Source organism: Streptomyces sp. SP17BM10, assembly GCF_036322405.1.
Taxonomy (GTDB): domain Bacteria; phylum Actinomycetota; class Actinomycetes; order Streptomycetales; family Streptomycetaceae; genus Kitasatospora.
This window is the reverse complement of sequence record NZ_JAQYXB010000451.1, coordinates 16,917-38,628: the sequence shown is the minus strand read 5'-3', so window position 1 is coordinate 38,628 and position 21,712 is coordinate 16,917. Positions and strand designations below refer to the sequence as shown.

Sequence of the window (21,712 nt, the reverse complement as noted above, 5' to 3'; positions counted from 1 at the left end):
GGGGCATGACCTTCGCGCGCTGTCGTCGTCCCCGGTAGTCACCCCCAGGACGTCCGCCCTCGGTTTCGACCCGGGGCCGCCGCTCGTCCCCGGCGTCCCGGCGGCGCAGGAGCCGGGGCCCGGCTTCCCGTGGGTCCGCCGAACCGCGGGATGGGCCAACTACCCCTTGCGACAGGCGCGATCCGGCTAGATTCGTACCACTGGTCGGGGCCCGGGAGCGTGCGGGAGTGGAAGTGGCGAGTGATCAGGCCGCGTTCCGGCGGATGGAGCGTCATCTGCGGGGCGGCGCCGAGGACGTCGACTACCTGATCGACCTGTCGAACGTCGTGCGGGAGACCGCGCTGGGCGGGGAGAAGGCCCGGGAGCTCGGGCGGCTGCGCCTGGTCCTGCGCGCCCTGCGCGAGTTCACCGGTGACGACCGGGTCACCGTCCACGCGATCGCCGACGACAGCCTGATGCGGCCCGAGTTCGACGGGGAGCACGGGCACCCGGACGAACCCCGCCTGCTGCGCGAGTGGCGGGACCGGGGGCTGATCGCCTCCGTCGGCACCGCCGACCTCGATCTGCTCGAACAGGCCGACGAGTACCGCATCAGGGTCGTCAGCGGTGACAACTTCGTCGGGCACCGGGCGGAGCACCCGTGGATCCAGGGCAACCGCGACCGCTTCCTCAAGCCGGTGCGCCCGCGCGGCGGTCCGGTGCGGCTCGTCCTGCGGGACATGCGCGTCTACTCCGACCGGGACATCTCCCGCGAGGCCGAGAAGGACCGGCTGCGGGGCGACGGGATGCTCTTCCAGGGCCGGCCGCGGCGCAAGGTGCTGGAGCGGTCCTGGCGGTGCCCCCTCGTGGGCTGCCACCCCGCCCCGGCCTTCCGCCGCCGGCGGGTGGTCTGCCGCGCGCACGGGACGCTGCTCACCGACACCGGTCCGCGCCGGCCCCGCGTCCAGCTGAAGGTCATGGTGGACGGGCAGTGCCGGGCCTGGCACAACCTGGTGCAGGACGAGCGCGAGGAGTTCGTCCTCGGCCGGGCCAACCTCGACCGGATCGAGCTGTGCCACCTCGCGGAGGAGCGCCGGAAGCCGATCAGCCGCGAGCACCTGGTCCTCACCTCCCGCCGGGGTGCCCTCCAGGTGCTGGACACCAGTCTGGCGGGCTGCGCGATCCGCGAAGCCCGGCCCGGCGGGCGGCCCACCGCCTGGACGGACCTTCCGCGCCTGCGGGAGTCGCCGCAGCGCCCGCGGGAGTCCCTGTTCCGTCCTTTCGGGCCGGACGACGAGATCCTGATCGCCCCCGGCGTCGTCCTGTGCCGAAGCGGCCAGCAGTGGCCAGGGGAACGCCCGGCGGCCGTCCCGGCGAAGGCGCCCCGGCGCTCCCCGAGGGCGGACGAAGCCACCCTGCCGGGCTGAGGAACCCGTCCCGGTCCCGGTCGGCGGAACGGTCAAACAGGCGACGAGGAAGACGAGTTGGAACACCTCTGGAACACCGATCCGGAGCGGATCGGCCCCTACCGGCTGTACGGCAGACTCGGTGAGGGCGGGTACGGCACGGTCTACTACGCCCGCCGGATCGAGGCGGGCGACTGGGCGGGGCGCGAGGTCGCGCTCAAGGTGATCCGGCCGGACCGCCTGGCGACCGACGACCGGCGCACCTACCTCGAACGGTTCGTCCGGGAGGTGCGGGCCGCCCGCGCGGTCGGCGGCCGGCACACGGCGAAGGTCGTCGCCGACGACGTCACCGCCGACGAACCCTGGTTCGCCACCCGCTACATGCGCGGCATCGACCTCCGCTCGGCGCTGCGCACCTGCGGCGGGCCGCTGCGGGGACGCACCTGGCAGGTCCTCGCGGCGGGACTGATCGACGCGCTGACCCGGATCCACGCCGTGGGCCTGGTCCACCGGGACCTCAACCTCTCGAACATCCTGCTGGACGGCCCCGGCCCCTGCGTCATCGACTTCGGCATCGCCCGGGACCTCACGCGCACCGACGGAACCACCCTCACCGCGGCGGGCAACCCCGGCACCCGCACCTTCTCCTCGCCCGAGCAGCTCAGGAACCGGAAGGTGGAACGGTCGGGGGACGTGTTCTCCCTCGGTCTCGTCCTCGGCTACGCGGCGCTCGACCGCCACCCGTTCGGCACCGGCTCGGCGTCCGAACCCGAGATCACGTCCGGCATCCTCGCCGGCCGGCCCCGGTTGGACGGCCTGCCCGCGGCGGTGGCCAAGGTGGTCCGCCCCTGCCTGGAGCCCCTCCCGCGGAACCGGCCGACCACCGCCCAGCTCGCCGCCCTCCTGCCGAGCACCGAGCCGGACGTCACCGGCTGGCTGCCCTCCGCCGTCCTGGCCGCCATCGTCGGCCGCTGGCAGGCCGCGAACGAGCTGCGCGAGCCGCTGCGCCGCCGAGCGGCGCCCGCGGGCCCGCGGCAGTCGCTGACCGTGTCGCAGACCGGCGGCACCTCGGCCACCGCCGACGCCTGGTACCGCGAGAACCGCGACCTCGCCGCGCCGACGACGTCCGGCGGCAAGCGGCAGGGGACGACCCAGGCGGCGACGGCGGCGAAACAGCCGGCCACGACGCAGCCCTCGGCGACGCAGGCCACGGCCAAGCAAGCCCCCGCCAAGCAACCCCCGGCCGAGCAAGCCGCGCCGAAGCAAGCCGCCGCGCCCAAGCAGAAGCCCGCCAAGCCGTACGCCGGCGCGCCCGGGGCCAAGTGGCGGGCCGACGCCGAGGCCGGGAACTCCAACGCGATGCGACAGGTAGGGCTGGCCGTCCGGGCGGCCGGCGACCTACAGGCCGCCCTCTACTGGCTGCTGCTCGCCGCCGGAGCCGGCAACACGACCGCCGCCCGCGAGGCGGCGCAGCTGATCGACCGGTTCTTCCCGCACCGCGGGTCGGAGGCCGTGGTGCTGTACCGGTCGGCCGCGCGGGTCGGCGAGTCCGAGTCCATGATGCGCCTCGGCGCGCTGGCGGAGGCCGAGCCGGACGGCGCCGGGCGGGCGGAGGCGCTGCTCTGGTTCGAGCGGGCCGCGGCCCGGGGCTCCAACCAGCAGGCCACCGACGCCGTCGCGCGGCTCAAGGCCGCCCGGCCCGACGTCGGCCTCTCCTGGCGCGAACGCGCGCTCCTGACCGCGTACCAGGACGCTCCGCCGGGCAACGAGGGTGCCACGGCGTTCGACCTCGCGAGCTGGTACCACAAGGAGACGCGCGTCCCCGAGGCGCTGCACTGGTACCTGAAGGCGGCCCAGGCCGGCCATGCGCACGCCATGCTGCTGGCGGCGGAGATCCTCGAACGGACCGGCCGGGCCGAGCAGGCGCTCACCTGGTACCGGCGCGCCGCCGAGAAGCGCCACCCTACGGCGGGCAAGGAAGTGGAGCGCCTGCGCAAGGCGCTGGAGCGCGCCCCCGGGTCGTCGGGTGCGGCAGCGACCACCGCACCGGCCAAGGCGGCCGCACCGGCGAAGGCAGCCGCACCCGCGAAGGCGCCCGCCAAGGCAACGGCGCAGGCGACGGCGCAGGCACCAGCGCAGGCGCCGGCGAAGAAGCCCGCGAAGAAGGCCGCCACCACCAAGGCGTCCACTCCGGCTAAAGCACCCGCCAAGGCTCTCACCAAGGCCCCCACGAAATCGGCGCCCGCCGCGAAGGTGCACATCCCCTCCACCTCGCTCACCGCCAGGGAGCAGGGGCAGTTCCACGAGCGCAACGGCCATCCCACCCACGCCCTCACCTGCTTCCTGGCGGCCGAGCAGCAGGGTGATCCCACCGCGCCCCGCGAGGTCGCCCGCCTCTCGCTGGCGCTGCACGAGACCGCCGCCACGAGCCAGGAGCGCAAGCGGCTCAGGAAGGCGGCCGTCAAGCGCTACCGCGCGCTGGCCGAGGCCGGCGACCGCGCGGCCGCGCTGACCATGGTCGACCTCGACCCCGCCCGCGCCCGGCACTGGCTGGAGCACGCGGCCACGGCGAACGACGTCGGCGCGATGCGCAAGCTGGCCCGCCTCCACCTCGAATCGGGCACCGCCCACGACCAGCGGATCGCGCTCGGCTGGCTCCGACGCGCGGGCGAGGCAGGAAACCTGGGGGCCATCCTGGACGGCGCCCGCGCCCTCGAGCGCAACGGCTCGTACCGGGCGGCCATCGACTGGTACGGCTGGGCCGGCGAACGCGGCCACCCCGGCGCGGCCGAGCAGTCCGCCCGGATCGAGGCCGAGCACCCGTTCGCCAAGGCGCTGCACCGCTTCTCGAAGCCCTGGCGCCGCCCGCTGGGCGAGCGCGAGACGGAGGGCTGACACCCGGCCCGGCCGGGTGACCGACCGAGCCACCAGAGGTTCGCATGGAGCCCGCGTGGCGTACGGACCGGCGCAGTGGGCAGACGCATCCGCGCGGCCCGGTCCGTGGCGGGTCCGCGCGCCCGACGTGCGGAGGAGGACGGCATGAACCCGGTCGAACGCGCCCTGCGCTCGGTGGACGGCTACCAGCAGCGCCACCGCCCCACCGCCGTGGTCTTCGGCGTGATCAAGAAGTACGGCGACGACCGCGGCGGCCTGCTCGCCGCGCTCATCACCTACTACGGCTTCCTCGCCCTGATCCCGCTGCTCCTCCTGCTGAGCACCGTCCTGGGCTTCGTCCTGCACGGCAACCCCGGTGCGCAGAAGTCCGTCCTCAACTCCGCCCTCGCGGACTTCCCGATCATCGGTGACCAGCTCCGCCAGAACGTCCATTCCCTCCAGGGCAGCGGGTTCGCCCTGGTCGTCGGCATGCTGTTCATGCTCTACGGCTCGCTCGGCATCGCACAGGTGCTCCAGCACGCCATGGCCGAGATCTGGAACGTCCCGGGCGTGCGCCGACCGGGCTACTGGCCGCGCCTGGGCCGCAGCCTCCTGCTGCTGGTCGTGCTCGGCACCGGCCTGGTGCTCGGCACCGGGGCCGCGTCGGTCGTCGCGTCCTCGCTCGGCGGGCCGGCCGCCCGCATCGGCGGACTGATCGTCTCCGCACTCCTGAACGCCGCCCTGTGCCTGGCCTGCTTCCGCGTGCTCACCCCCCGCGAGGTCCCGACGCGCGCGCTCTGGCCGGGCTGCGCGGTCGCGGGCCCCCTGTTCACCGCCCTCCAGGCGTTCGGCTCCCTGCTCGTCGTGCACGAGCTGCGCCACGCCGGCCAGGTCTACGGATTCTTCGCCACCGTCATCGGCCTGCTGTTCTGGCTCTACCTGGCCGCGCAGATCACCGTGTACATCGCCGAAACCAACGTCGTCCTGGCGCGCCGCCTGTGGCCTCGCAGCCTGCTCCAGCCGCCGCTCACCGACGCCGACGAACAGGTGCTGAGCGCGATCGCCCGCCAGGAGGAGCGCCGCCCCGAACAGCAGGTCGACGTGGACTTCGAGGCCGACGCCCCCCGGCCGGATCCCGACGACGGCGGGACGACGGACCGCGCCTCCGGGGAATGACGACCCACACCCGGACGGACGCGAGGATCCGGGCGTGACCCACACCATCAGAACCGTGCTCACCGACGACTGGCCCCCGGTCGCCCGAGGCCGAGGCACCGGGGCCAGGGCCGGGACGCGCGCGAGACCCCCTCAGGACTTCTCGTCGCGTCCCCGGGCACGGCGCCTGCGGACGTGCCACACGACCACCGCGATCACGACGAGCGCCGCCAGCGCGATGGCGGCGACGCGGCCCGCGAGGCCCTCGATCCGGTGGTAGGCGGCGCCGGCGAAGTAGCCGAGGAGGGTGCAGCCGACGCCCCAGGCGATGCCGCCGACGGCGTTGTAGAAGAGGAAGCGGCGGTAGGGCATGCGGGAGGTGCCCGCCAGCGCGGGCACCATGGTGCGGAGGAAGGCGATGAACCGGCCGAAGAAGACCGCCGCCGAGCCCCGTCGGCTCATGAACTCCCGCGCCCTGTCGATCCGTTCCTCGTGCCGGCGCAGCGCGCGCGTTTGCATGAGCGAGGGGCCGAAGCGGCGGCCGATCTCGTAGCCGACCGAGTCGCCCAGGATGGCGGCACCGACGACGGCGACCGTGATCCACGCGAGCGAGACCTTGCCCTGGTGCGCGAGCAAGCCACCGAGGATGGCCGAGGTCTCGCCGGGGACGACGAAGCCGATGAAGCCCACGAAGATCGCGTCCTCGGCGAAGACGAGCGCCGCGACGACCGCGTACACCACTGGTCCGGACAGCCCGCGCAGCCAGTCGGTGATCACGTTCATCGGCGCATCCCGCTGCGGATCACCATCCCATGATCCCGCCGGAACGCCCCGCCCGCCCACGAGCACCGGGCGTGACGGCCCCGACACCGGGCGCCGTCAGTGCGTCGGACGCCTGCCCTTGCGGTGGTCCTGCTTCGGAAGGATCCGTCCGAGCATCGTCGGCCCCGACGGTTCGCTGCGCACGGGCGCCTGCGGGAGCGGCGTCTCGTCCTCGAAGACGAAGGTCCGGCCGCTGATCTCGACCCACACGGACTCGTGCAGCAGCAGCCGCTGCCCGCGCCGCAGCTGCCACGACCGACCGGGCCGGAGCTCGCGCTCGGTTCCGTCGGCCGAGCGGACCCGGCAGCCGTTGGTGCTCGTGTCGTGCGCCTCCAGGACGCCGTCGTGGCAGGCCAGTCGGACGTGCGAGCGGCTGACGAGGTGGGTGGCCGCGCCGGTGAGCCAGGGGCCGATGAGGACGGGCCGCTGCCCCTTGCGGGCCACCGGGTCGCGTCCGACGACGACGTCGCGCCCGGCCACGACCACGACGCGCGTCTGCACCTCGTCGTTCACGTGGATCTTGACCTCGACCTGGCTCGGGCGCGGCCCGCGGTCGATCAGCGGCAGCCGGTGCGCCGGGCACACCGCCCGGCCCCGGTCGTGCCGTGGCAGCGCCTGCCCCGCGCCCGTGCGGCGCCCGCCCTCGAAGAGCCGGCAGCCGCGCTCGGGGCAGCGCCAGAGGCGTTCGAGGAACTCCCGGCGCGGGCCGCTGCCGGTACGGCGGTCGAGCATCCCGGCGGAGAGCAGCAGGCGTTCCTCCTCCTTGCGCGTGATCTGCCAGTCGGCCGGCACGGGCATGACCCGCCGGACGATCCCGACCCGGCCGCCGGGCAGGGGGACGGGCTTCACGAAGCGGTCGCGGTTGCCGGAGATCCACGGGTAGCGGCGGTGGAGCTCGACGAACCCGTCGTCGCTCACGACCGAGACGCCGGAGAGGTCGGCGATCTCTATCAGCCGGTCGTCCGCGACCGTGCGCGGCTCCATCAGACCGGCCTCGACCCAGTCGTGCAGCTGCGCGCGCTCGGCACGGGTGAGGTAGGCGTCGGCGAGCAGCGACTCGTCCACGACGGCGTAGATCTGCAGGGTGTGGTCGCCCACGTGCGCGGCCAGCGCGCGGCAGAGCGCGGTGAGCCGCTCCAGGTCGGCCTTGCGGGCGCTCAGGAGGGCGTCGTCGCGGACGACGTTGGAGACGTCGACGACGAAGTCGGCCGAGGCCGGGTCCAGCGTCAGGAATCGCTCCGCAGACATGGGCCGAGGCTAGCAGCGACGGTGTGGGGCCGCCGTCAATGCCGCGAACGCCGGCCCGGCCTGACGATCCATCACGCCGGTCGGCCTCCCCCGCCCGGAGGGAGGCCGACCGGCCGCGCGTCACGCCACGTTGACGGCGGTGTCGTCCAGGACGAAGGAGGTCTGCTTGGTGTAGTCCTCCGAGCCGGTGAACTTGAGGGTCACGCTCTGCCCGGCGTACGCGGACAGGTTGATGGTGTGCTGCTGGTAGCCGGCGGCCGCGTTGACGTTGGAGTAGGTCGCCAGGGTGGTGCCGTTCGCGGTCACGGTCAGCTTGTCGAAGGCGGTGGTGCTGCTGGCGGCGGTGTCGATGTGCAGCCAGAAGCTGAGGTTGTAGGTGCTGCAGCCGGCCGGGAGGTTCACGGTCTGGGCGAGGGTGTCGGTGTTGGTGCTGCCGTACCCGTCGAGCCAGGCGTCGTACGTGCCGGAGTGCGGCGGCTCGCTGGAGCCGCTGTTGATGCTGCTGGTGCCGCTGGTGTTGGTCTCGGTCCAGCCGGCCGTCGTACCGGCCTCGAAGCCCGGGTTGGCGAGCAGCTGGGCGGGGGTGCAGCCGGTGCCGCCGCCGGCGGGCTGGACGGTCCAGGTGAACGTGACGGAGGAGGACGGACCGGTGGAGTCGGTCGCGGTGGCCGTCACGGAGTAGCTGCCCGCGGTGGTGGGGGTGCCGCTGATCAGGCCGGTCGTGGCGTTGACGGCCAGGCCTGCGGGCAGGCCGGAGGCGGCGTAGGTCAGGGTGCCGCCGGCCGTGTCGGTGGCGGACAGCTGAACGCTGGTGGCCGTCCCGGCGGTGGCCGTGCGGGCACCGGGGTTGGTGAGGGTGACGCTGCCGGTAGTGGTGCCGCTGCCGCCGCCGGCGAGCCAGGCGGTGGCGTTCAGGCCGAGCGCGGCGTCGGTGCCGGCCGGGTCGTTCCAGCCGTTGTAGACGGTCTTGCCGGGCTCGCCGGTGCCGTCGTCGATGGCGGAGCTGTCGCCCCAGATGGCGACGCGGCCCTTGCCGAAGCTGCTGGTGACGAAGAACGCGCCGGTGGTGCCGGAGGAGCCGGTGCGGTAGACGATGCCCTTGACGGAGGGGTTGTCGGCGGGCTTGAGGGTGAAGGTGGTGCCGTTGCGGATGATGCTTCCGGTGACGGTGCCGAACGGGCCGTTCAGGACGGGGTCGGCGGTGTCGCTGATCGCCCTCGGGTTGTCGGTCTGGATGTTGAGCAGGTCGACGGAGAAGCCGAACGGGTCGTTGCTGTTGACCGAGTTGGTGGTCATCAGGTCGTTCAGGATGGCCGGGGAGTCCCAGCCGTCGTTGTTGCGGTCGCTGGCGGTGTGGTCCGAGACGAGGAAGAGGCCGCCGCCGTTCTGGACGAACGTCATGACGGCGGTCTTCTCGGAGTCGCTGAGCCGGATGTTCGGCTCGGGCAGGACGAACTCGTCGAAGTTGGCGAGGTCCAGCGCGCCGCCGGTGCCGTAGGTGATGGTGGAGCCGCTCGGCAGCGTCTTGAGGCTGTACTGGCCGGTCTTCTGGAGGGCCACGCCCCAGGCGGAGATGGCGCCGGTCCAGTCCGTCTCCGACTGCGGGGCGGCGTTCTGGGCGAGCGGGTCCGGCTGGCTGCTGCTGATGATCCAGTCCGCGTTGCCGGCGGTCTCGGCCTTGCTGTTGTCGAACAGGACGCGGTGCTGTGCGGTCGCGGCGGCGGGGGTCGCGGTCGTCACGGTCGTGGCGTTCGTCGTGGTCGTCGCCGCGGCGGCCCGGTGGGGGACGGCGCTCGATCCGGCGAGGACGGTCAGGACGACCGCACCCAGGGCGAGGGGGCGGACGGCGTCAAGGCGTCTGAGCATGGGTCAAGTCCTCCGTGCAGTGGGGGTACAGGGGGCGGTGCTACGCGCGTAGGCGCGCGGACACCGTTCCATGATGGGGTAAGCGGCGCTTGAACGGAACGCGACGAATCGACGTTCCACACCGCCCCCGCATCCCCATAAACGGAACCCGGGTCGTCACATGTGGCGCGGCCCGACCGTCATGTCCCCATGGGTCAGTGCACGGGGCGAGTAGCGGGCGGGCATGGGACCGCCTGTGCGCGGAACCACGAGGACGCCGACCGGTCAACCCCGGCGGGCGGCGCTGCGGTGGCGGGCGAGCTTGGCCAGGGCGAAGACCACCAGGGCCGCGCAGGCCACCGCGGCCCGGGCGGGGAGGAACACCGAGGCGGGCACCAGGCCGGCCAGGGTGAGCAGCAGGGCGGGCAGGTACCAGGCGAGGACGGTGCGCGGCGCGTCGCCGTAGCGCAGCGAGATGGCGGCGTTGGCTGTGTAGAAGGCGAGGATGCCGCCGCACAGAGCCCAGCGGGCGCCCGGCGGGAGGTGGTGCGTGGGCGCGGCCACGGCGGTGCCGAGGGCGGCGGCGATGACGGTCACACCGGAGACCAGGACGAAGGGGAGGTACATCACCGTGTCGCGGATGGCCCGGTCGGAGCGTTCGGCCTGGACGTGGGCGAGCCCGCGCGCCGCCTCCGTCGTGCCCCAGACGAAGAAGACCAGCGCGAGTTCGGCGACCACGGCGAACGCGAGCAGCGCCGTCGCCCCCGACGCCCGGGTGAAGTGGGCGGACAGGGTGACGCCGATGGTGTAGACGCTCTCGCCGAGCACGATGACGACGAACAGGCCGATCCGCTCGACGAGGTGCTCGACCGACAGGCGGGCGTAGAACTCGGCGCTGATCCCGGCGCGCACCGAGAGCAGCACCACCTCCAGGACCGTCGCCGCGCCCCAGAGGACGAACCTCCCCGGCCCCGGCACGGCGGCGGACACGGCCCAGAGCGCGGCGGGCAGGAGGCAGTAGAGGACGGGCCGCCAGACGGGCAGCGGGCTCCCGGGCCGCCGCGCCCGGTCGAGCCAGATCGCGAAGAACCCCAGCCGGACCCAGGCCGCGCCCAGCGCGTACGCCCAGGCCCGCGAGCCGAGCCCGTCCGGCGCCGCCGCGGCCATCAGCCCGAGCGCGGGCATCGTCCCGAGGAGCAGCGCCTGGCCGCGGGGCCGGTCCGAGCCGACCACGTTGATCGTCACCGTGAGGTTCGCCCAGGCCCACCAGGCCGGGAAGAACAGCACGAGGAACGTGCCGAACTCCTTCGCCCCGGGATCGCCGCGCAGGCCCTGGGCGAGCACGCTGACCACGACCACGAACACCAGGTCGAAGAACAGCTCGAACCAGCCGGCCCGCTGCTCCTGCGACGACTCCTGGCCGTCATCCCGCTCCCGCATGCGACCACTCTGCCGCCCGGCGCCGCACCCGCCCCGGCGGCGCTCCGGCCGCGGCCGAGCACCTCGCCCGCGGGGCACCGTCAGGTGCCGCCGGCCCACCACTTCTTCAGGACGTCCTCCGCCGGCTTCCCGTGGGGCGTGTACGCGAGCTTCTTCTTCGTCTCGCCGCTGTCCGGCCAGTCGTCCCACATCCACCAGCAGACGCCGGCCCACCAGGGCTTTCCGTCGAAGGTGGCGAGCAACGCCTCGTAGGCGGCGGCCTGTTCGGCGTCGCCGTCGCGCTTGCTGACCGTCCAGGAGTAGGGGGCGGTGGTGGTGCCGCGCTGGCTGACGTAACCGGCTTCGGTGAAGAGGATCTTCCGCTGCTGGCTCTGCGAGTAGGCGGCGAGCTCGTCGGCGATGGGCTGCCAGGCCTGGCGCAGCTGGGCCGTGTCGGTCGTCGCCTTGTCGGTCAGCGGCCAGTAGGCGTCGATGCCGATGACGTCGAGGTCCTTCCAGAAGGGGATCTTCTTGTACTCGTCGTAGTTGGCGGCGTACGTCAGCGGGCCCTTGAAGCGGTCGCGGACGGCGGCGATGACCCTGCTCCAGTGCGCGCCGTCCTGGGAGGTGCCGGCGAGTTCGGTGCCGACGGCGAGCTGGTCGACGCCGTTGTCGGTGGCGAGTTGGGCGTAGTGGGTGATGAGGCCCTGGTAGGCGGTGAACCAGGCGTCCGGGTCGGACGGCCTGATCTCCGCGCGGTCGCCGCCCTTGGTCAGGTCCACGTGGGGCTTGATCATCGTCTTGAGACCCGCGTCGTGGGCGAGGCGGATGATGGTGCGCAGGCTGTCGTCGCCCGCGGTCTCGTCGGTGGTGCGCATGGCCGAGTCGGTGACGCGGTCCTGGTACCAGGTCGGGGTGAAGGTCACCCACCGGGTGCCGGTGGCGGCGATCTGCTGGATGTAGGTCGCGGCCTGCGGGCTGTCGTAGTCGTCGGTGTTCCACGAGGGGAGCGTCATGCCGCGCATCTCGCTCGTCTTCCCGTCGTCGGGTCGGCCGGTCGGTGGTGCGCCGGCCGAGGAGGGAGTGGGCTTGGGCTTGTCCTCGTCGTCGCCGGACTCCGCGGAGCATCCGGCGGCGACGAAGAGGACGGCCAGCGCCGCCAGTGCGGCGGCCGTCCTCCTCACCGGGTTCACTGCTGAGAGCTCCTCACCTGTTCGGGTCGCTCAGTCGGCGAGGTCCATCGGGCCCACGAAGGTGTAGCCGAGGGCCCTGATGCCGTCGATCGTCTGCTGGAGCGGCGCCACGGGGTAGTACGGGTGGTAGAAGAAGCTGGCCACACCGTCGCGGACGGCCAGGTTGGCCCTGGCCGAGTTGATCAGGTCGGCCGGGAGCCGCGCCGGATGGTTGTTGACCGGCACCGGCTCGTAGTTGCCGATGTCCTCGGGGAGCACGGTCGTACCGTAGACGTCCCTGACGGCGTAGGGGAAGAACTGCCCGATGTAGCGGCCCGGGTTCACGGGCGCGCCGCTCAGCGTTCCGGCGAAGTACAGCGGACGCTCCAGCCGGGCGGTGTAGTTCTGGCCGAAGATGCGGTAGTCGCCGGCCGAGGCGGCGTAGTGCGGGGTGGTCCAGATCGCGGGCCTGGGCAGTCCGGCCGCGGCGAAGCCGGCGAGGGCCGCGGTCACCCGGGACTGGGCCCAGGCGGTGGAGTCCTCGGCGGGCGGCCCGTCGTAGATGACGTTGTCGGCGGCGTCGACGTGCGAGCGGAAGAACTCGAAGTCGTCGGCCGTGACGCCCGTGTACGGGTTGTTGACGTTGCCGTACTGGTGCGTGTAGCCGTGGTTCATGAGGACGGCTCCGTGCGCGAGCATGTACTGGAGCGCGGCGACGACGTCCGGGGCCTGGGCCAGGGTGATGGTCTGGGGCGTCCCGTTGTCGTACACGCCCCGGGGGTCGGTGTAGACGGGGATGACGTTGATCCCGTAGGGGATCTTCTGCGAGGCCAGGTAGTCGGCCATGGTGCGCAGTTCGGTCGGGTCCGACCCCGGGCTGATGTCCTCCAGGCGCACGAACGCGCGGTGGCGCTCGGTGGTCGCCGGGGCGAGGGCGTCGAAGAGGAGGTCCTCGAAGGCGACCACGCGGTCCGACTCGGACACGTAGGCGAAGGGGATCTCGCCGACGTAGGTGAGGTTGGAGGAGCGGACCGCCCACGGGGTGACGGCCCCGGTGGTGGCGTCGGTGGCGAGCGCGAGCTGGGTGACCTGCGGGTACCCGGCGCCGGAGAGGGCGGGGTGCAGCACGCCGCCGTCCGCGCCCGCGGGGATCTTCCGGGTCAGCGTCTGTCCCTTGTACGTGACCTGGTTGATGTTCCCGACGCCGCCGTTGGTCGAGAAGTAGGAGTTGGTCGGGTCCCAGCCGTACTTCTTCTTGAAGTTCTCGATGCCGACGGCGTTGGCCATGTTCCAGACGTTGTCGCCGATCCAGTCCACCGGCTTGGCCGTCGTCATCACGTCCTGGTAGAACGCCGCCGGGACGGCGTCCGGAATGGCACCGCCGTAGTACGTCGAGCCGATGTAGAAGGTGGCGGAATACTGCTCCACCATGCCGGGGGCGTACGCCGAGACCGGCTTGGCGGTGACGGTGCCGAAGTGGCCGGCGAGGTTGGCCGTCGCCATGGCGTAGAGCTCGCCGAGGTAGCCGTACGGGCCGGTGGTGTCGTAGAGGACGAGAGCGGAGGCACCGGCCGGCGCGGTCGTGGCCTGGACGGACGGGCGCTCGGCCGCGGCCGCGGGGGCCGCCGCCGGGACGACGGTGAGGCGGTGCGCCCGGCGCCTGGTGTCGTTGGCCTTCTGCACGGCGCTCCAGGCCGTCAGGTCCACGGAGCCGGCCCCGGTGGCCGGGCCGGACGCGGCGACGGTGCCCAGGAGCCCGCCGGACGGAACGCTCGGATTCCCGGCACCGCCCGCCGCCTCGGCACCGGTGGAAAGCCCGACGCCGCCCAGCAGGGCGGTGATCACGGTCAGAATGAGCGGGACCCGGGCAACCGGAATTCTCCCTCTCGCATTGCTCATTGCTGTCCCCCCTGATTCATGGGTTTCGCCGGCCCCTCACCCCAGGCACCCCCCGGTGAATCTGGTGAAGACATGGCAAGGCACGGCGGTGAAGCCCCGGCATTTCGCCGATTCTCACGCCGGGCCCCAGGGGTGTCAACAGCATTTAGGGGCACGGGCCGTGCACTTTTCGATGGTCGACTTCGCACGGAGGAGCCCGGCGAGTACGACGCGGAACGCACACGCTCCGATGGCACCACATTCGGCCAATCATCGACCCTCGGCCTGCGGCAATCAAACGATCACCGGCCTACCGAACGCCCGATCGGGACGGTTCACCGCCGTTCCACGGAATTTAATATTCCGATTCGCGGCCTTTCGTGATCAAGTGTTTAAGCCTGCTTGTCATCTGATAGCCTCCGACCGCACGCCGCGGACCGACCGGCGGGCTGAAATCCGGGGGGATCTCATGTACGGAAAACCCGTTCTGGGGATAGTCCTGCCCTTGGCAGGCCTGATGGCGGCCCCAGAAGTTCTGCCGGGCATACCCTTCGCCAGGGGACTACAGGAAGCGGCCGGTGCCGGGTTCCTGCTCTACTGTTCGATTGCCACCATTCTCCTTCTCGCCAAATTCTGGTTCGCGCTCCGAAACTCCGGTGATCGCCCGTGATCACGGAGGTCCTTCTCTGGTCGAGCGTCGCCATCATCGCCATGGCGGGCTGCTACAACGCCACCCTCTTCGTCCTGTCCAGGCGCCGGGTCCGCGACGACCACGGTCCGCGGGCCGAGCGTCTCTACGTCTTCCTCCTCGCCTGCCTGAACGAGGAGAAGGTCCTCGCCGAGAGCCTGGCCCGGATCACCTCGCTGCCGGCGGCCGACTTCATCGCGCTGGTCATCGACGACGCGTCCGACGACCGCACCGCGGAGATCGCCCGCGCCGCCGACCCCGACCGGGTCAAGCTGCTGCGGCGGCACCTGCCGAACGCCCGCAAGGGCAAGGGCGCCGCCCTCAACGCCGGCATCCGCCACCTGCGGGAGTCCGGCATCCTGGACGGCCGCGACCCGGGCGAGGTGATCGTCTGCGTCGTCGACGCCGACGGCCGCCTCGACCCGCACGTCGTCCAGGCCGTCGATCCCTACTTCGACGACCCGCGCACCGGTGCCACCCAGATCGGCGTGCGCATGTACAACCGTCAGCAGGGCCTGCTCGCCCGCCTCCAGGACATGGAGTTCGTCATCTACGGCGACATCTTCCAGTCCGCCCGCCGCTACTTCGGCAGCGTCGGCATGGGCGGCAACGGGCAGTTCATGCGGCTCTCCGCGCTCGACACCCTCTGCGGCGCGGACGGCTCGGGGCCCTGGAGCGACTCCCTGACCGAGGACCTCGACCTCGGGGTGCGCCTCATCGCGGGCGGCTGGACCAACCACCACTGCACCACCGCCGCCGTCTCCCAGCAGGCCGTGCTCGACGTGCGGCGGCTGGTGCGGCAACGCTCCCGCTGGTTCCAGGGCCACCTGCAGTCGGCCCGGCTGGTGCCGCTGATCCTGCGCGAGGTGCCCACGAAGCCCGCGATCGACCTGCTGTACCACCTCTCCAGCCCCGTGCTGATCCTGCTCACCTCCCTGCTCCCGCTCTCCTTCGTCATCGCCACCGGCGGTGTCCTCCTCGGTTCCGTCGAGGCCGGGCACCCGCTGGTGTCGCCGATGTGGATCATCGGCCCGTACGTCCTGTCGTTCACGGCGGCGTACGCCTACGGCTGGGTCTACTTCCGGCGCGAGCGCGGGCTCGGGCTCGTCCGGGCGGTCCTGCTCTCCCACGTGTTCGTCATCTACGGCTACATCTGGTTCGCCGCCGGATGGTGGGGCCTGTGGCGCATGCTCACCGGCAAGCGGACCTGGCTCAAGACCGCGCGCACCTGACGCGCACCCGCTCGTCCCCTTCGGCACCGTCCACGCACGTGCGCACGCACGACCCTCCACGCACGTGCGGAACGAACCTGTGCGGAAAACCCTCCCTGCCGCTCGGCAGGCACCCTCTTTGGAGACTCATGTCCCCGAACGCGAACACCACACCCGTCCGCGCCATGCTCGTCCTCGGCACCCGTCCGGAGGCGATCAAACTCGCGCCGGTCGTGCGCGCCATGGCCGCCTCCCCGCACTTCGAGCCCATGGTCGTCTCCACCGGCCAGCACCGCGAGATGCTCCGGCAGATGCTCGAACTCCTACAGGTCGAGGCCAAGTTCGAGCTCGACGTGATGAGAGAGCGGCAGGAGCTGTCCAAGCTGACGGCCCGTCTGGTCGAGGGGCTGGGCGAGGTCGTCCACGCCGAACGCCCGGACCTCGTCGTCGTCCAGGGCGACACCACCTCCGCACTCACCGGCGCCCTCGCCGCCTTCTACGAGCACGTCCCCGTCGCCCACGTCGAGGCCGGACTGCGCACCGGGGTGCTGGACAACCCGTTCCCCGAGGAGCTCAACCGCCGCCTCATCGGCCGCGTCGCCCGCTGGCACTTCGCGCCCACCCCCCGCGCCGCCGGACACCTCACCGCCGAGGGCGTCCCGGACGCGGAGGTGTTCGTCACCGGCAACACCGTCATCGACAACCTGCTGTGGGTGCTCGAACAAGGCGCCGGCCACGACCACTTCGAGAGCACGGGCCGGCGCCGCGTCCTCGTCACCCTGCACCGCCGCGAGAACCAGGGCGACAAGATGCGCGCCATGGGCAAGGCCCTGCGCCGGCTCGCCGACCGCGGCGACGTCGAGCTCGTGCTGCCGCTCCACAAGAGCCCCGCCGTCCGCGAGGCCCTCCTGCCCGAACTGTCCGGCCACTGCGCCGTCCGCATCGTCGAACCGCTCGACTACGTCGACTTCTCCGCCACCCTGGCCGGCTGCGACCTCGTCCTGACCGACTCCGGCGGCATCCAGGAGGAGGCCCCCACCCTCGGCAAGCCCACCCTCGTGCTGCGCACCACCACCGAGCGGCCCGAGGCCGTGGAGGCCGGCGCGGCCCGGCTCGTGGGCACGGAACCGCACGTCATCCTGGACGCCGCCATGCGTCTCCTGGACGACGACGACGCCTACCGGCGCATGGCGAAGGCCGGCAACCCCTTCGGCGACGGGCACGCCACCGCGCGGATCCTGGCCCAACTCGCCGAGGACTTCGGCGTCGACGCCGACCCGGTGCCCGCGGCGACCCCCCTCGCCGTCCCCCAACCCGAGGGCCCGGAGTCATACTCGACGGCATGACGCGAGTTCACCGGCTCCTCACCGTCGTCCTCCTCTCCGCCGCCGCGGTGGCGGGGCTTTCCCTCGCGGTGAGCACCATCTGGGGGGACGAGTACGGGGAGCCGGTGCGGCCGTGGACCGACGGCTCGGTCCACGGCCCCTGGCGGTCGGTCTTCGACGGCCACGGGGAGAACACGGGCTTCAGCGACGGCCTGGCCCTCTCCCCCAAGCCGGCGCGGCAGCCGGACGAGACCCACGCCGGACTGATCGTCTCCACCCGGCAGTACCGGGACATGACCTTCCGGGCCCGCATGCGCACCGTCGCCCAGCTGCGCACGCCCACCCCCAACCCCTGGGAGGTGCCGTGGCTGGTGTGGGGGTACACCGACCCGGACCACTTCTACTACCTCATCCTCAAGCCCAACGGCTGGGAGCTCGGCAAGCGCGACCCCGCCTACCCCGGCGGCCAGCGCTTCCTGGCGACGGCCGCCGAGGGGTTCCCCGTCGGCGGCTGGTCCGGCGTCAAAGTGGTCCAGCGCGGCGCCCGTGTGGAGGTGAGCGTCGGCGGCAAGGCCCTGGTCTCCTTCGAGGACGAGGAACGCCCGTACCTGAGCGGCAGCGTCGGCGCCTATACGGAGGACGCCCAGGTGGTGTTCAGCGACATGGCGGTGGAGCCGACGCAGTAGGGCACCGTTGCGCCTCTACCAGGGGACGGTCCGGCCGAAGCGGTCCAGGTACGCCAGGCCGGGCGTGCCCAGCCGGGAGAGCAGGACGTCGACGACCAGCGGGACGGTCTCCTCGATCGTGAACGGCGCGTCCGGGCCGCCCAGGGCGGTGCGGATCCAGCCGGGCGCCATGAGCACGACGGCGCGCCGCGTCCCGCCCTGCCGGGCCGCGAAGCTCCGCAGGAACATGTTCAGCGCCGCCTTGCTCGCCCGGTAGACCTCCCGTCCCCCGGTCGTGTTGTTCGTGATGCTGCCCTGCCCGGAGGACATCGCGCCGATCAGCCCCTCCGGGGACACCAGGTCCTCCAGGGCTTCGATGACGCGCACGGGACTCAGCGCGTTGGTCACCATGACGTCGACGAAGTCGGCCGTCGACACCGAACCGGCCGGTGTCCGCGCGTCGTTGGTCGTACCGGCGTTGACGAAGAGCACGTCGAACCGGTAGCGGGCGAGCCGTTCGCGCAGCGGTGGCAGGTGGGCGGGTTCGTTGATGTCGAGGTGCTCGACGGTCACCCGCCCGGCGGCGCGGTCGGCGAGCTCGTGCAGCGGCGTCCGGGCGGTGGTGTCGCGGACGGTGCCGACGACGTGCCAGCCACGGTCCACGAGCTCCGTCGCCATCGCGAGGCCGAGTCCTCGTGAGGCGCCGATCAGGAGCGCGGTGGGGGGTCGTTCTTCGGTGCCAGTCGATGACATGTGCGGCGTCATCCCCGTTTCTACTTCGAGCGTCGTCAGGGGGTCCGCTGCAAGCCTCCCGCCCGCACCGTGGCGGACGCGAGCCACAGGCCCGTTTTTGTAGGATCGCCATCATGGCCAGCGCCCTCACGTCCGAATCCTCGAATCCGGACCCCGAAGACGTGCGAATCATCCGCGCCCTGCAGATCGCCCCGCGCGCCTCCTTCGCCTCGATCGCCGCCGCCCTCGGACTGACCGAGGCCACCGTCAACCGCCGCTACCGCCGCCTGCGCGCCGAGGGCGTCATCCGCGTGGCCGGCGTGGTCAACCCGGGCGCCCTGGGCCAGAGCAGGTGGCTGGTGCGGCTGCGCTGCCGCCCCGGCAGCGGGCCGGCGATCGCGGACGCGCTCGCCCGGCGCGACGACGTCAACTGGGTGGCCCTCGGCGCGGCCGGCTGCGAGGTCACGTGTGCGACGCAGTCCCGGACGCGGGAACAGCACGAGGACCTCCTGGGCCGACGGCTCCCCCGGACGGCGGCGGTGCTCGACATCAACGCCTCCGCCATGCTCCGCCAGTTCCTCGGGGGCCGCGGCCACTACTGGACCGCCCTCCAGGGCACGCTGACCTCCGCCGAGGAAGCCGCTCTCGGGAGCGGGGGGTCCCCGTTCACCGAGGCCCCGGTCGTCGCCCGCGAGCCGCTGCGGCTCACCCCCGAGGACGAGAAGCTCCTCGCCGCCCTGGCCGCCGACGGCCGCGCCGGCCTCGTCGACCTCGCCACCGCCGCCGGCCTCACCCCCGGCCGCGTCTCGCGCCGCCTCGACACCCTCCTCCGGCACCGCGCCGTCCACGTCGACGTCGAGATCGCCGCCCCTGCCCTCGGCTACCACGCCCGCGCGAACCTCTGGATCCGCGTCCACCCGTCCGCCGTGAAAGCGGTGGGCCGCGCACTCGCCGCGGAGCCCGAGATCGCCTTCGCCGCGGCCGTCTCCGGCCCCTGGAACCTCCACGCCGTCGCCCACTGCCGCGACCTGGACGAGCTGTTCGAGTTCACCTCCGACCGCATCGGCTCCCTCGCCGGCCTGGAGAGCATGGAGGTCTCCCCCGTCCTGAGGCACGTCAAGCAGGCCGGCACCCTCCTCACCGACGGCCGCCTGGTCGAGCCCGCGGCGGCGCGGCGGAAACTCACGTGATCAGGAGGTGGCCGCCCTGCCGGACTGCCCGGCGTGAGCAATGCGAACGCCCTGCCCGTCCTGCGGCCCAGGCCGAGCTCGCGGTGCTCTCCTGCTACGCACCGGTCCCGCGCCCGCTCGGCTTCGCGGCCGCCGCGGCGCTCCCCGCCGCGGTCGAAACCGCCACGCGCGTGCTCGACCAGCTCGGCGTCACGGACGGCACGTCCAACTGGCGCACGGCGCCTCGGGGACGATCGCCAGCGCCGCGATGTAGCTCGCCGTGGCGCGCGGCGCGCGCGTGACCGGGAGCGGCGGCCGGGATCACTTCGGTGGCGGCGGACTGTCCCAGGAGTAGGTGTCGGGCCGGTTGTGGGTGCCGCCGGAGTTCTGGTCGTGAATGGCCGCGTCGGCGGTGTACGACGTCCCGTCGGTGAAGTCGACCGCGCAGCGCAGGTGAACCGTCTCCCCGCGCATGGTGCCGTGGACGTGCGGCGTGCAGGCGACCGAGCCGACCGGCCGGTGGTCCTGGGTGGTGATGTGGGACTTCATCACGTTCTGCAGAGCCACGTAGGCGTCGTCGTTCGGCCCGCAGGCGGCCGCGGTGACGGCCAGGGCCACGACCGATGCGGCGGCCACGGATGCCCGGGACAGCCGGGCCGGCTCGCGAAGTCGGTCCACGCGCATCGGTGAGCTCCTGATCGCCGGTCGAAGGGAGCCCGATCGTAGCCCCCTCGCGCGGGGGCGCCCACCGCGCGATCGACCGACCGTCCCCGACCGGCCGATCCGACACACCACGACCGGCGGACCATCGCCCACCACGGCAGGGCCTGCGCCTACTGTCACCCTCACCCCCAAAAGGGATATTTACGGACAGATAGGAGAATCGTCATGCAGCGTCGCACCACCTGGGCCATGTCCCTCCTCGCCGCCGCCGGCGTCGCCGCCGTGCCGACCGCCGCGGACGCGGAGGTCGTCTCCGGCGGCAACCACGGAACGGTGGTGGTCGGCAACGGCAACCAGGTCGCCGGCTACGACATCATCAACGCCGGCCACGACGCCACCGTCGGCTCCCACAACGGCTCCGGCGTCGGCGGCGGCGCCATGGACGCCGCCCAGGCCGCGGGCGGCAACTGGGACACCGTGATCGTCGGCAACGGCAACCAGGTCGCCGGGGACGACATCGTCAACGCCCTGGACGACGCCACCGTCGGCTCCTACAACGGCGGCTCGGGGATGGCGGCGACGATGACCAACGCCCTGAAGCCGATCACGGGCTGAGGCCGGGGAGCCTCGAGTGAGCGTGGGAAGTCGGCGTGGCCGACTTCCCACGCTGCTTTGTGTTCCCTGAACGCCGGTACGACCCGCTGACGGCTCAGTGGCCGCCCGCCCAGGTGCCGAGCGTGGCCTCGAGCCGCTGCCGGAGGTCCGGCGGGCAGGCCGGGTTGGTGGCCACCGCGTAGCGGACGTCGCGTGACGGGTCCTCGGCGAGGAGTGCGAGCACGTCGGCCGGGAGGTTCCGGTTGCCGGCCAGCCAACGACGGTTCTCCGCGTCGGCGGACGTCGCCGCGGCCCGCATCAGCCGCTGACCGGTCGTCGCCCACAGGGCCCAGCGGCGGACGACGTGGTCGAACCCCCTGCGCGCAGCGGCAGTGACCAGCTCGGGGGGCGCCGACGGGTTGCAGACGACGGAGACGCGCACCTGCTGGTCCCGGTCCCGGGCGAGCCCCTCCAGGAGATCGGCGGGGGTCCGGGGGTTGGAGGCCACGGCGACGCGGACGGTCCACTCGTCGCGGGCCGCCGCCCGGAGCGCCGCCTCGTCCCCGGTCCGGGCGACGGCGCTGCGCCGCACGTCCCAGTGCGGATCGCCGACCATCCGGTCCACCAGGTCGGACGGCACGTCGGGGTGGCCGAGCACCGCGACGCGAACGTCGGAGGCCGGGCTGTCGGCGAGCGTACGCAGGAGGGCCTCCGGCAGGTCCTCCCGCAGGTGCGGCCCGGTCCGCCGACCGTAGTCCTCGATCCACTCGTCCGGGTGGTACCACCCGGGGCCCTGGAGCATCCGCTCGCAGCCCGGCGTGAAAACGGTGTTGCAGAGCCGTTGTTCGTCCACGGCATCCTCCTCGG

Annotated in this window: 17 protein-coding genes and 1 pseudogene; 9 read left to right on the top strand and 9 right to left on the bottom strand. The window is 72.7% G+C overall.

Features of this window, described 5'->3' with window-relative positions; genetic code table 11:
* Positions 1 to 233 precede the first annotated feature (233 nt).
* From PUR71_RS05690 to PUR71_RS05680, 3 genes are all read left to right on the top strand, one after another.
* Complete coding sequence (locus PUR71_RS05690; protein WP_329925218.1) at positions 234 to 1,406, top strand: FHA domain-containing protein; 1,173 nt, start codon at positions 234 to 236, stop codon at positions 1,404 to 1,406.
* A 57-nt stretch (positions 1,407 to 1,463) separates the two neighbouring features.
* Complete coding sequence (locus PUR71_RS05685) at positions 1,464 to 4,280, top strand: protein kinase domain-containing protein (RefSeq protein ID WP_329925217.1); 2,817 nt, start codon at positions 1,464 to 1,466, stop codon at positions 4,278 to 4,280.
* A gap of 144 nt (positions 4,281 to 4,424) precedes the next feature.
* A complete protein-coding gene (locus PUR71_RS05680; RefSeq protein ID WP_329925216.1) occupies positions 4,425 to 5,435 on the top strand; it encodes a YihY/virulence factor BrkB family protein in 1,011 nt (336 codons plus the stop codon).
* A 132-nt stretch (positions 5,436 to 5,567) separates the two neighbouring features.
* Here the strand turns inward: PUR71_RS05680 and PUR71_RS05675 are convergent, their stop codons facing one another.
* From PUR71_RS05675 to PUR71_RS05650, 6 genes are all read right to left on the bottom strand, one after another.
* Entirely contained in the window at positions 5,568 to 6,197 is a 630-nt protein-coding gene (locus PUR71_RS05675; protein WP_329925215.1) for a DedA family protein, read from the bottom strand.
* Between the two features lie 96 nt (positions 6,198 to 6,293).
* Positions 6,294 to 7,484, bottom strand: coding sequence for a hypothetical protein (locus PUR71_RS05670; protein ID WP_329925214.1), 1,191 nt, complete (start codon positions 7,482 to 7,484; stop codon positions 6,294 to 6,296).
* 120 nt (positions 7,485 to 7,604) lie between these two features.
* Complete coding sequence (locus tag PUR71_RS05665; protein WP_329925213.1) at positions 7,605 to 9,350, bottom strand: Ig domain-containing protein; 1,746 nt, start codon at positions 9,348 to 9,350, stop codon at positions 7,605 to 7,607.
* A gap of 264 nt (positions 9,351 to 9,614) precedes the next feature.
* Positions 9,615 to 10,769: a low temperature requirement protein A gene (locus PUR71_RS05660; protein ID WP_329925212.1), complete on the bottom strand. Its 1,155-nt coding sequence runs from the start codon at positions 10,767 to 10,769 to the stop codon at positions 9,615 to 9,617.
* Positions 10,770 to 10,849: 80 nt separating this feature from the next.
* Complete coding sequence (locus PUR71_RS05655) at positions 10,850 to 11,941, bottom strand: glycoside hydrolase family 113 (RefSeq protein ID WP_329925211.1); 1,092 nt, start codon at positions 11,939 to 11,941, stop codon at positions 10,850 to 10,852.
* 30 nt (positions 11,942 to 11,971) lie between these two features.
* On the bottom strand, positions 11,972 to 13,765 hold the full coding sequence (locus PUR71_RS05650; RefSeq protein WP_329925210.1) for a polysaccharide deacetylase family protein: 1,794 nt from the start codon (positions 13,763 to 13,765) through the stop codon (positions 11,972 to 11,974).
* Positions 13,766 to 14,464: 699 nt separating this feature from the next.
* On the opposite strand from PUR71_RS05650, the gene PUR71_RS05645 reads away from it, so the two are divergent.
* The 3 genes from PUR71_RS05645 to PUR71_RS05635 all read left to right on the top strand — a co-directional run bounded on the left by PUR71_RS05645 (position 14,465) and on the right by PUR71_RS05635 (position 17,708).
* A complete protein-coding gene (locus PUR71_RS05645; protein ID WP_329925209.1) occupies positions 14,465 to 15,718 on the top strand; it encodes a glycosyltransferase in 1,254 nt (417 codons plus the stop codon).
* A 128-nt stretch (positions 15,719 to 15,846) separates the two neighbouring features.
* Positions 15,847 to 17,043: a non-hydrolyzing UDP-N-acetylglucosamine 2-epimerase gene (gene wecB / locus PUR71_RS05640; RefSeq protein WP_329925208.1), complete on the top strand. Its 1,197-nt coding sequence runs from the start codon at positions 15,847 to 15,849 to the stop codon at positions 17,041 to 17,043.
* On the top strand, positions 17,040 to 17,708 hold the full coding sequence (locus PUR71_RS05635; protein WP_329925207.1) for a calcium-binding protein: 669 nt from the start codon (positions 17,040 to 17,042) through the stop codon (positions 17,706 to 17,708). The genes wecB and PUR71_RS05635 overlap by 4 nt, the downstream gene beginning before the upstream one ends.
* Before the next feature lie 15 nt (positions 17,709 to 17,723).
* Here PUR71_RS05635 and PUR71_RS05630 read toward each other — a convergent pair whose 3' ends face one another.
* Positions 17,724 to 18,440, bottom strand: a complete 717-nt coding sequence (locus PUR71_RS05630) for an SDR family NAD(P)-dependent oxidoreductase (RefSeq protein ID WP_329925206.1) — start codon at positions 18,438 to 18,440, stop codon at positions 17,724 to 17,726.
* 113 nt (positions 18,441 to 18,553) lie between these two features.
* On the opposite strand from PUR71_RS05630, the gene PUR71_RS05625 reads away from it, so the two are divergent.
* Together PUR71_RS05625 and PUR71_RS41105 are read left to right on the top strand one after the other, a co-directional pair.
* Complete coding sequence (locus tag PUR71_RS05625; protein ID WP_329925205.1) at positions 18,554 to 19,609, top strand: Lrp/AsnC family transcriptional regulator; 1,056 nt, start codon at positions 18,554 to 18,556, stop codon at positions 19,607 to 19,609.
* 62 nt (positions 19,610 to 19,671) lie between these two features.
* Positions 19,672 to 19,859, top strand: a pseudogene (locus PUR71_RS41105) (NADP-dependent oxidoreductase); the annotation flags it as partial.
* Between the two features lie 50 nt (positions 19,860 to 19,909).
* Here the strand turns inward: PUR71_RS41105 and PUR71_RS05620 are convergent.
* Complete coding sequence (locus PUR71_RS05620) at positions 19,910 to 20,272, bottom strand: hypothetical protein (protein WP_329925204.1); 363 nt, start codon at positions 20,270 to 20,272, stop codon at positions 19,910 to 19,912.
* Between the two features lie 204 nt (positions 20,273 to 20,476).
* On the opposite strand from PUR71_RS05620, the gene PUR71_RS05615 reads away from it, so the two are divergent.
* Positions 20,477 to 20,866 (top strand): hypothetical protein, encoded by a 390-nt coding sequence (locus PUR71_RS05615; RefSeq protein WP_329925203.1) that lies wholly within the window; start codon positions 20,477 to 20,479, stop codon positions 20,864 to 20,866.
* Between the two features lie 94 nt (positions 20,867 to 20,960).
* Here PUR71_RS05615 and PUR71_RS05610 read toward each other — a convergent pair whose 3' ends face one another.
* The gene (locus PUR71_RS05610; protein WP_329925202.1) at positions 20,961 to 21,698 is read right to left on the bottom strand and encodes a hypothetical protein; all 738 of its coding nucleotides are present in this window, start codon (positions 21,696 to 21,698) and stop codon (positions 20,961 to 20,963) included.
* Positions 21,699 to 21,712: the final 14 nt, after the last annotated feature.

What these genes read in the sequence shown, in the direction of transcription:
- PUR71_RS05670 (WP_329925214.1), bottom strand. Translation starts at nt 7,484, where the DNA reads ATGTCTGCGGAGCGATTCCTGACGCTGGACCCGGCCTCGGCCGACTTC.
- PUR71_RS05615 (WP_329925203.1), top strand. Translation starts at nt 20,477, where the DNA reads ATGCAGCGTCGCACCACCTGGGCCATGTCCCTCCTCGCCGCCGCCGGC.
- PUR71_RS05665 (WP_329925213.1), bottom strand. Translation starts at nt 9,350, where the DNA reads ATGCTCAGACGCCTTGACGCCGTCCGCCCCCTCGCCCTGGGTGCGGTC.
- PUR71_RS05630 (WP_329925206.1), bottom strand. Translation starts at nt 18,440, where the DNA reads ATGTCATCGACTGGCACCGAAGAACGACCCCCCACCGCGCTCCTGATC.
- PUR71_RS05625 (WP_329925205.1), top strand. Translation starts at nt 18,554, where the DNA reads ATGGCCAGCGCCCTCACGTCCGAATCCTCGAATCCGGACCCCGAAGAC.
- PUR71_RS05675 (WP_329925215.1), bottom strand. Translation starts at nt 6,197, where the DNA reads ATGAACGTGATCACCGACTGGCTGCGCGGGCTGTCCGGACCAGTGGTG.
- PUR71_RS05635 (WP_329925207.1), top strand. Translation starts at nt 17,040, where the DNA reads ATGACGCGAGTTCACCGGCTCCTCACCGTCGTCCTCCTCTCCGCCGCC.
- PUR71_RS05680 (WP_329925216.1), top strand. Translation starts at nt 4,425, where the DNA reads ATGAACCCGGTCGAACGCGCCCTGCGCTCGGTGGACGGCTACCAGCAG.
- PUR71_RS05620 (WP_329925204.1), bottom strand. Translation starts at nt 20,272, where the DNA reads ATGCGCGTGGACCGACTTCGCGAGCCGGCCCGGCTGTCCCGGGCATCC.
- wecB (WP_329925208.1), top strand. Translation starts at nt 15,847, where the DNA reads ATGTCCCCGAACGCGAACACCACACCCGTCCGCGCCATGCTCGTCCTC.
- PUR71_RS05660 (WP_329925212.1), bottom strand. Translation starts at nt 10,769, where the DNA reads ATGCGGGAGCGGGATGACGGCCAGGAGTCGTCGCAGGAGCAGCGGGCC.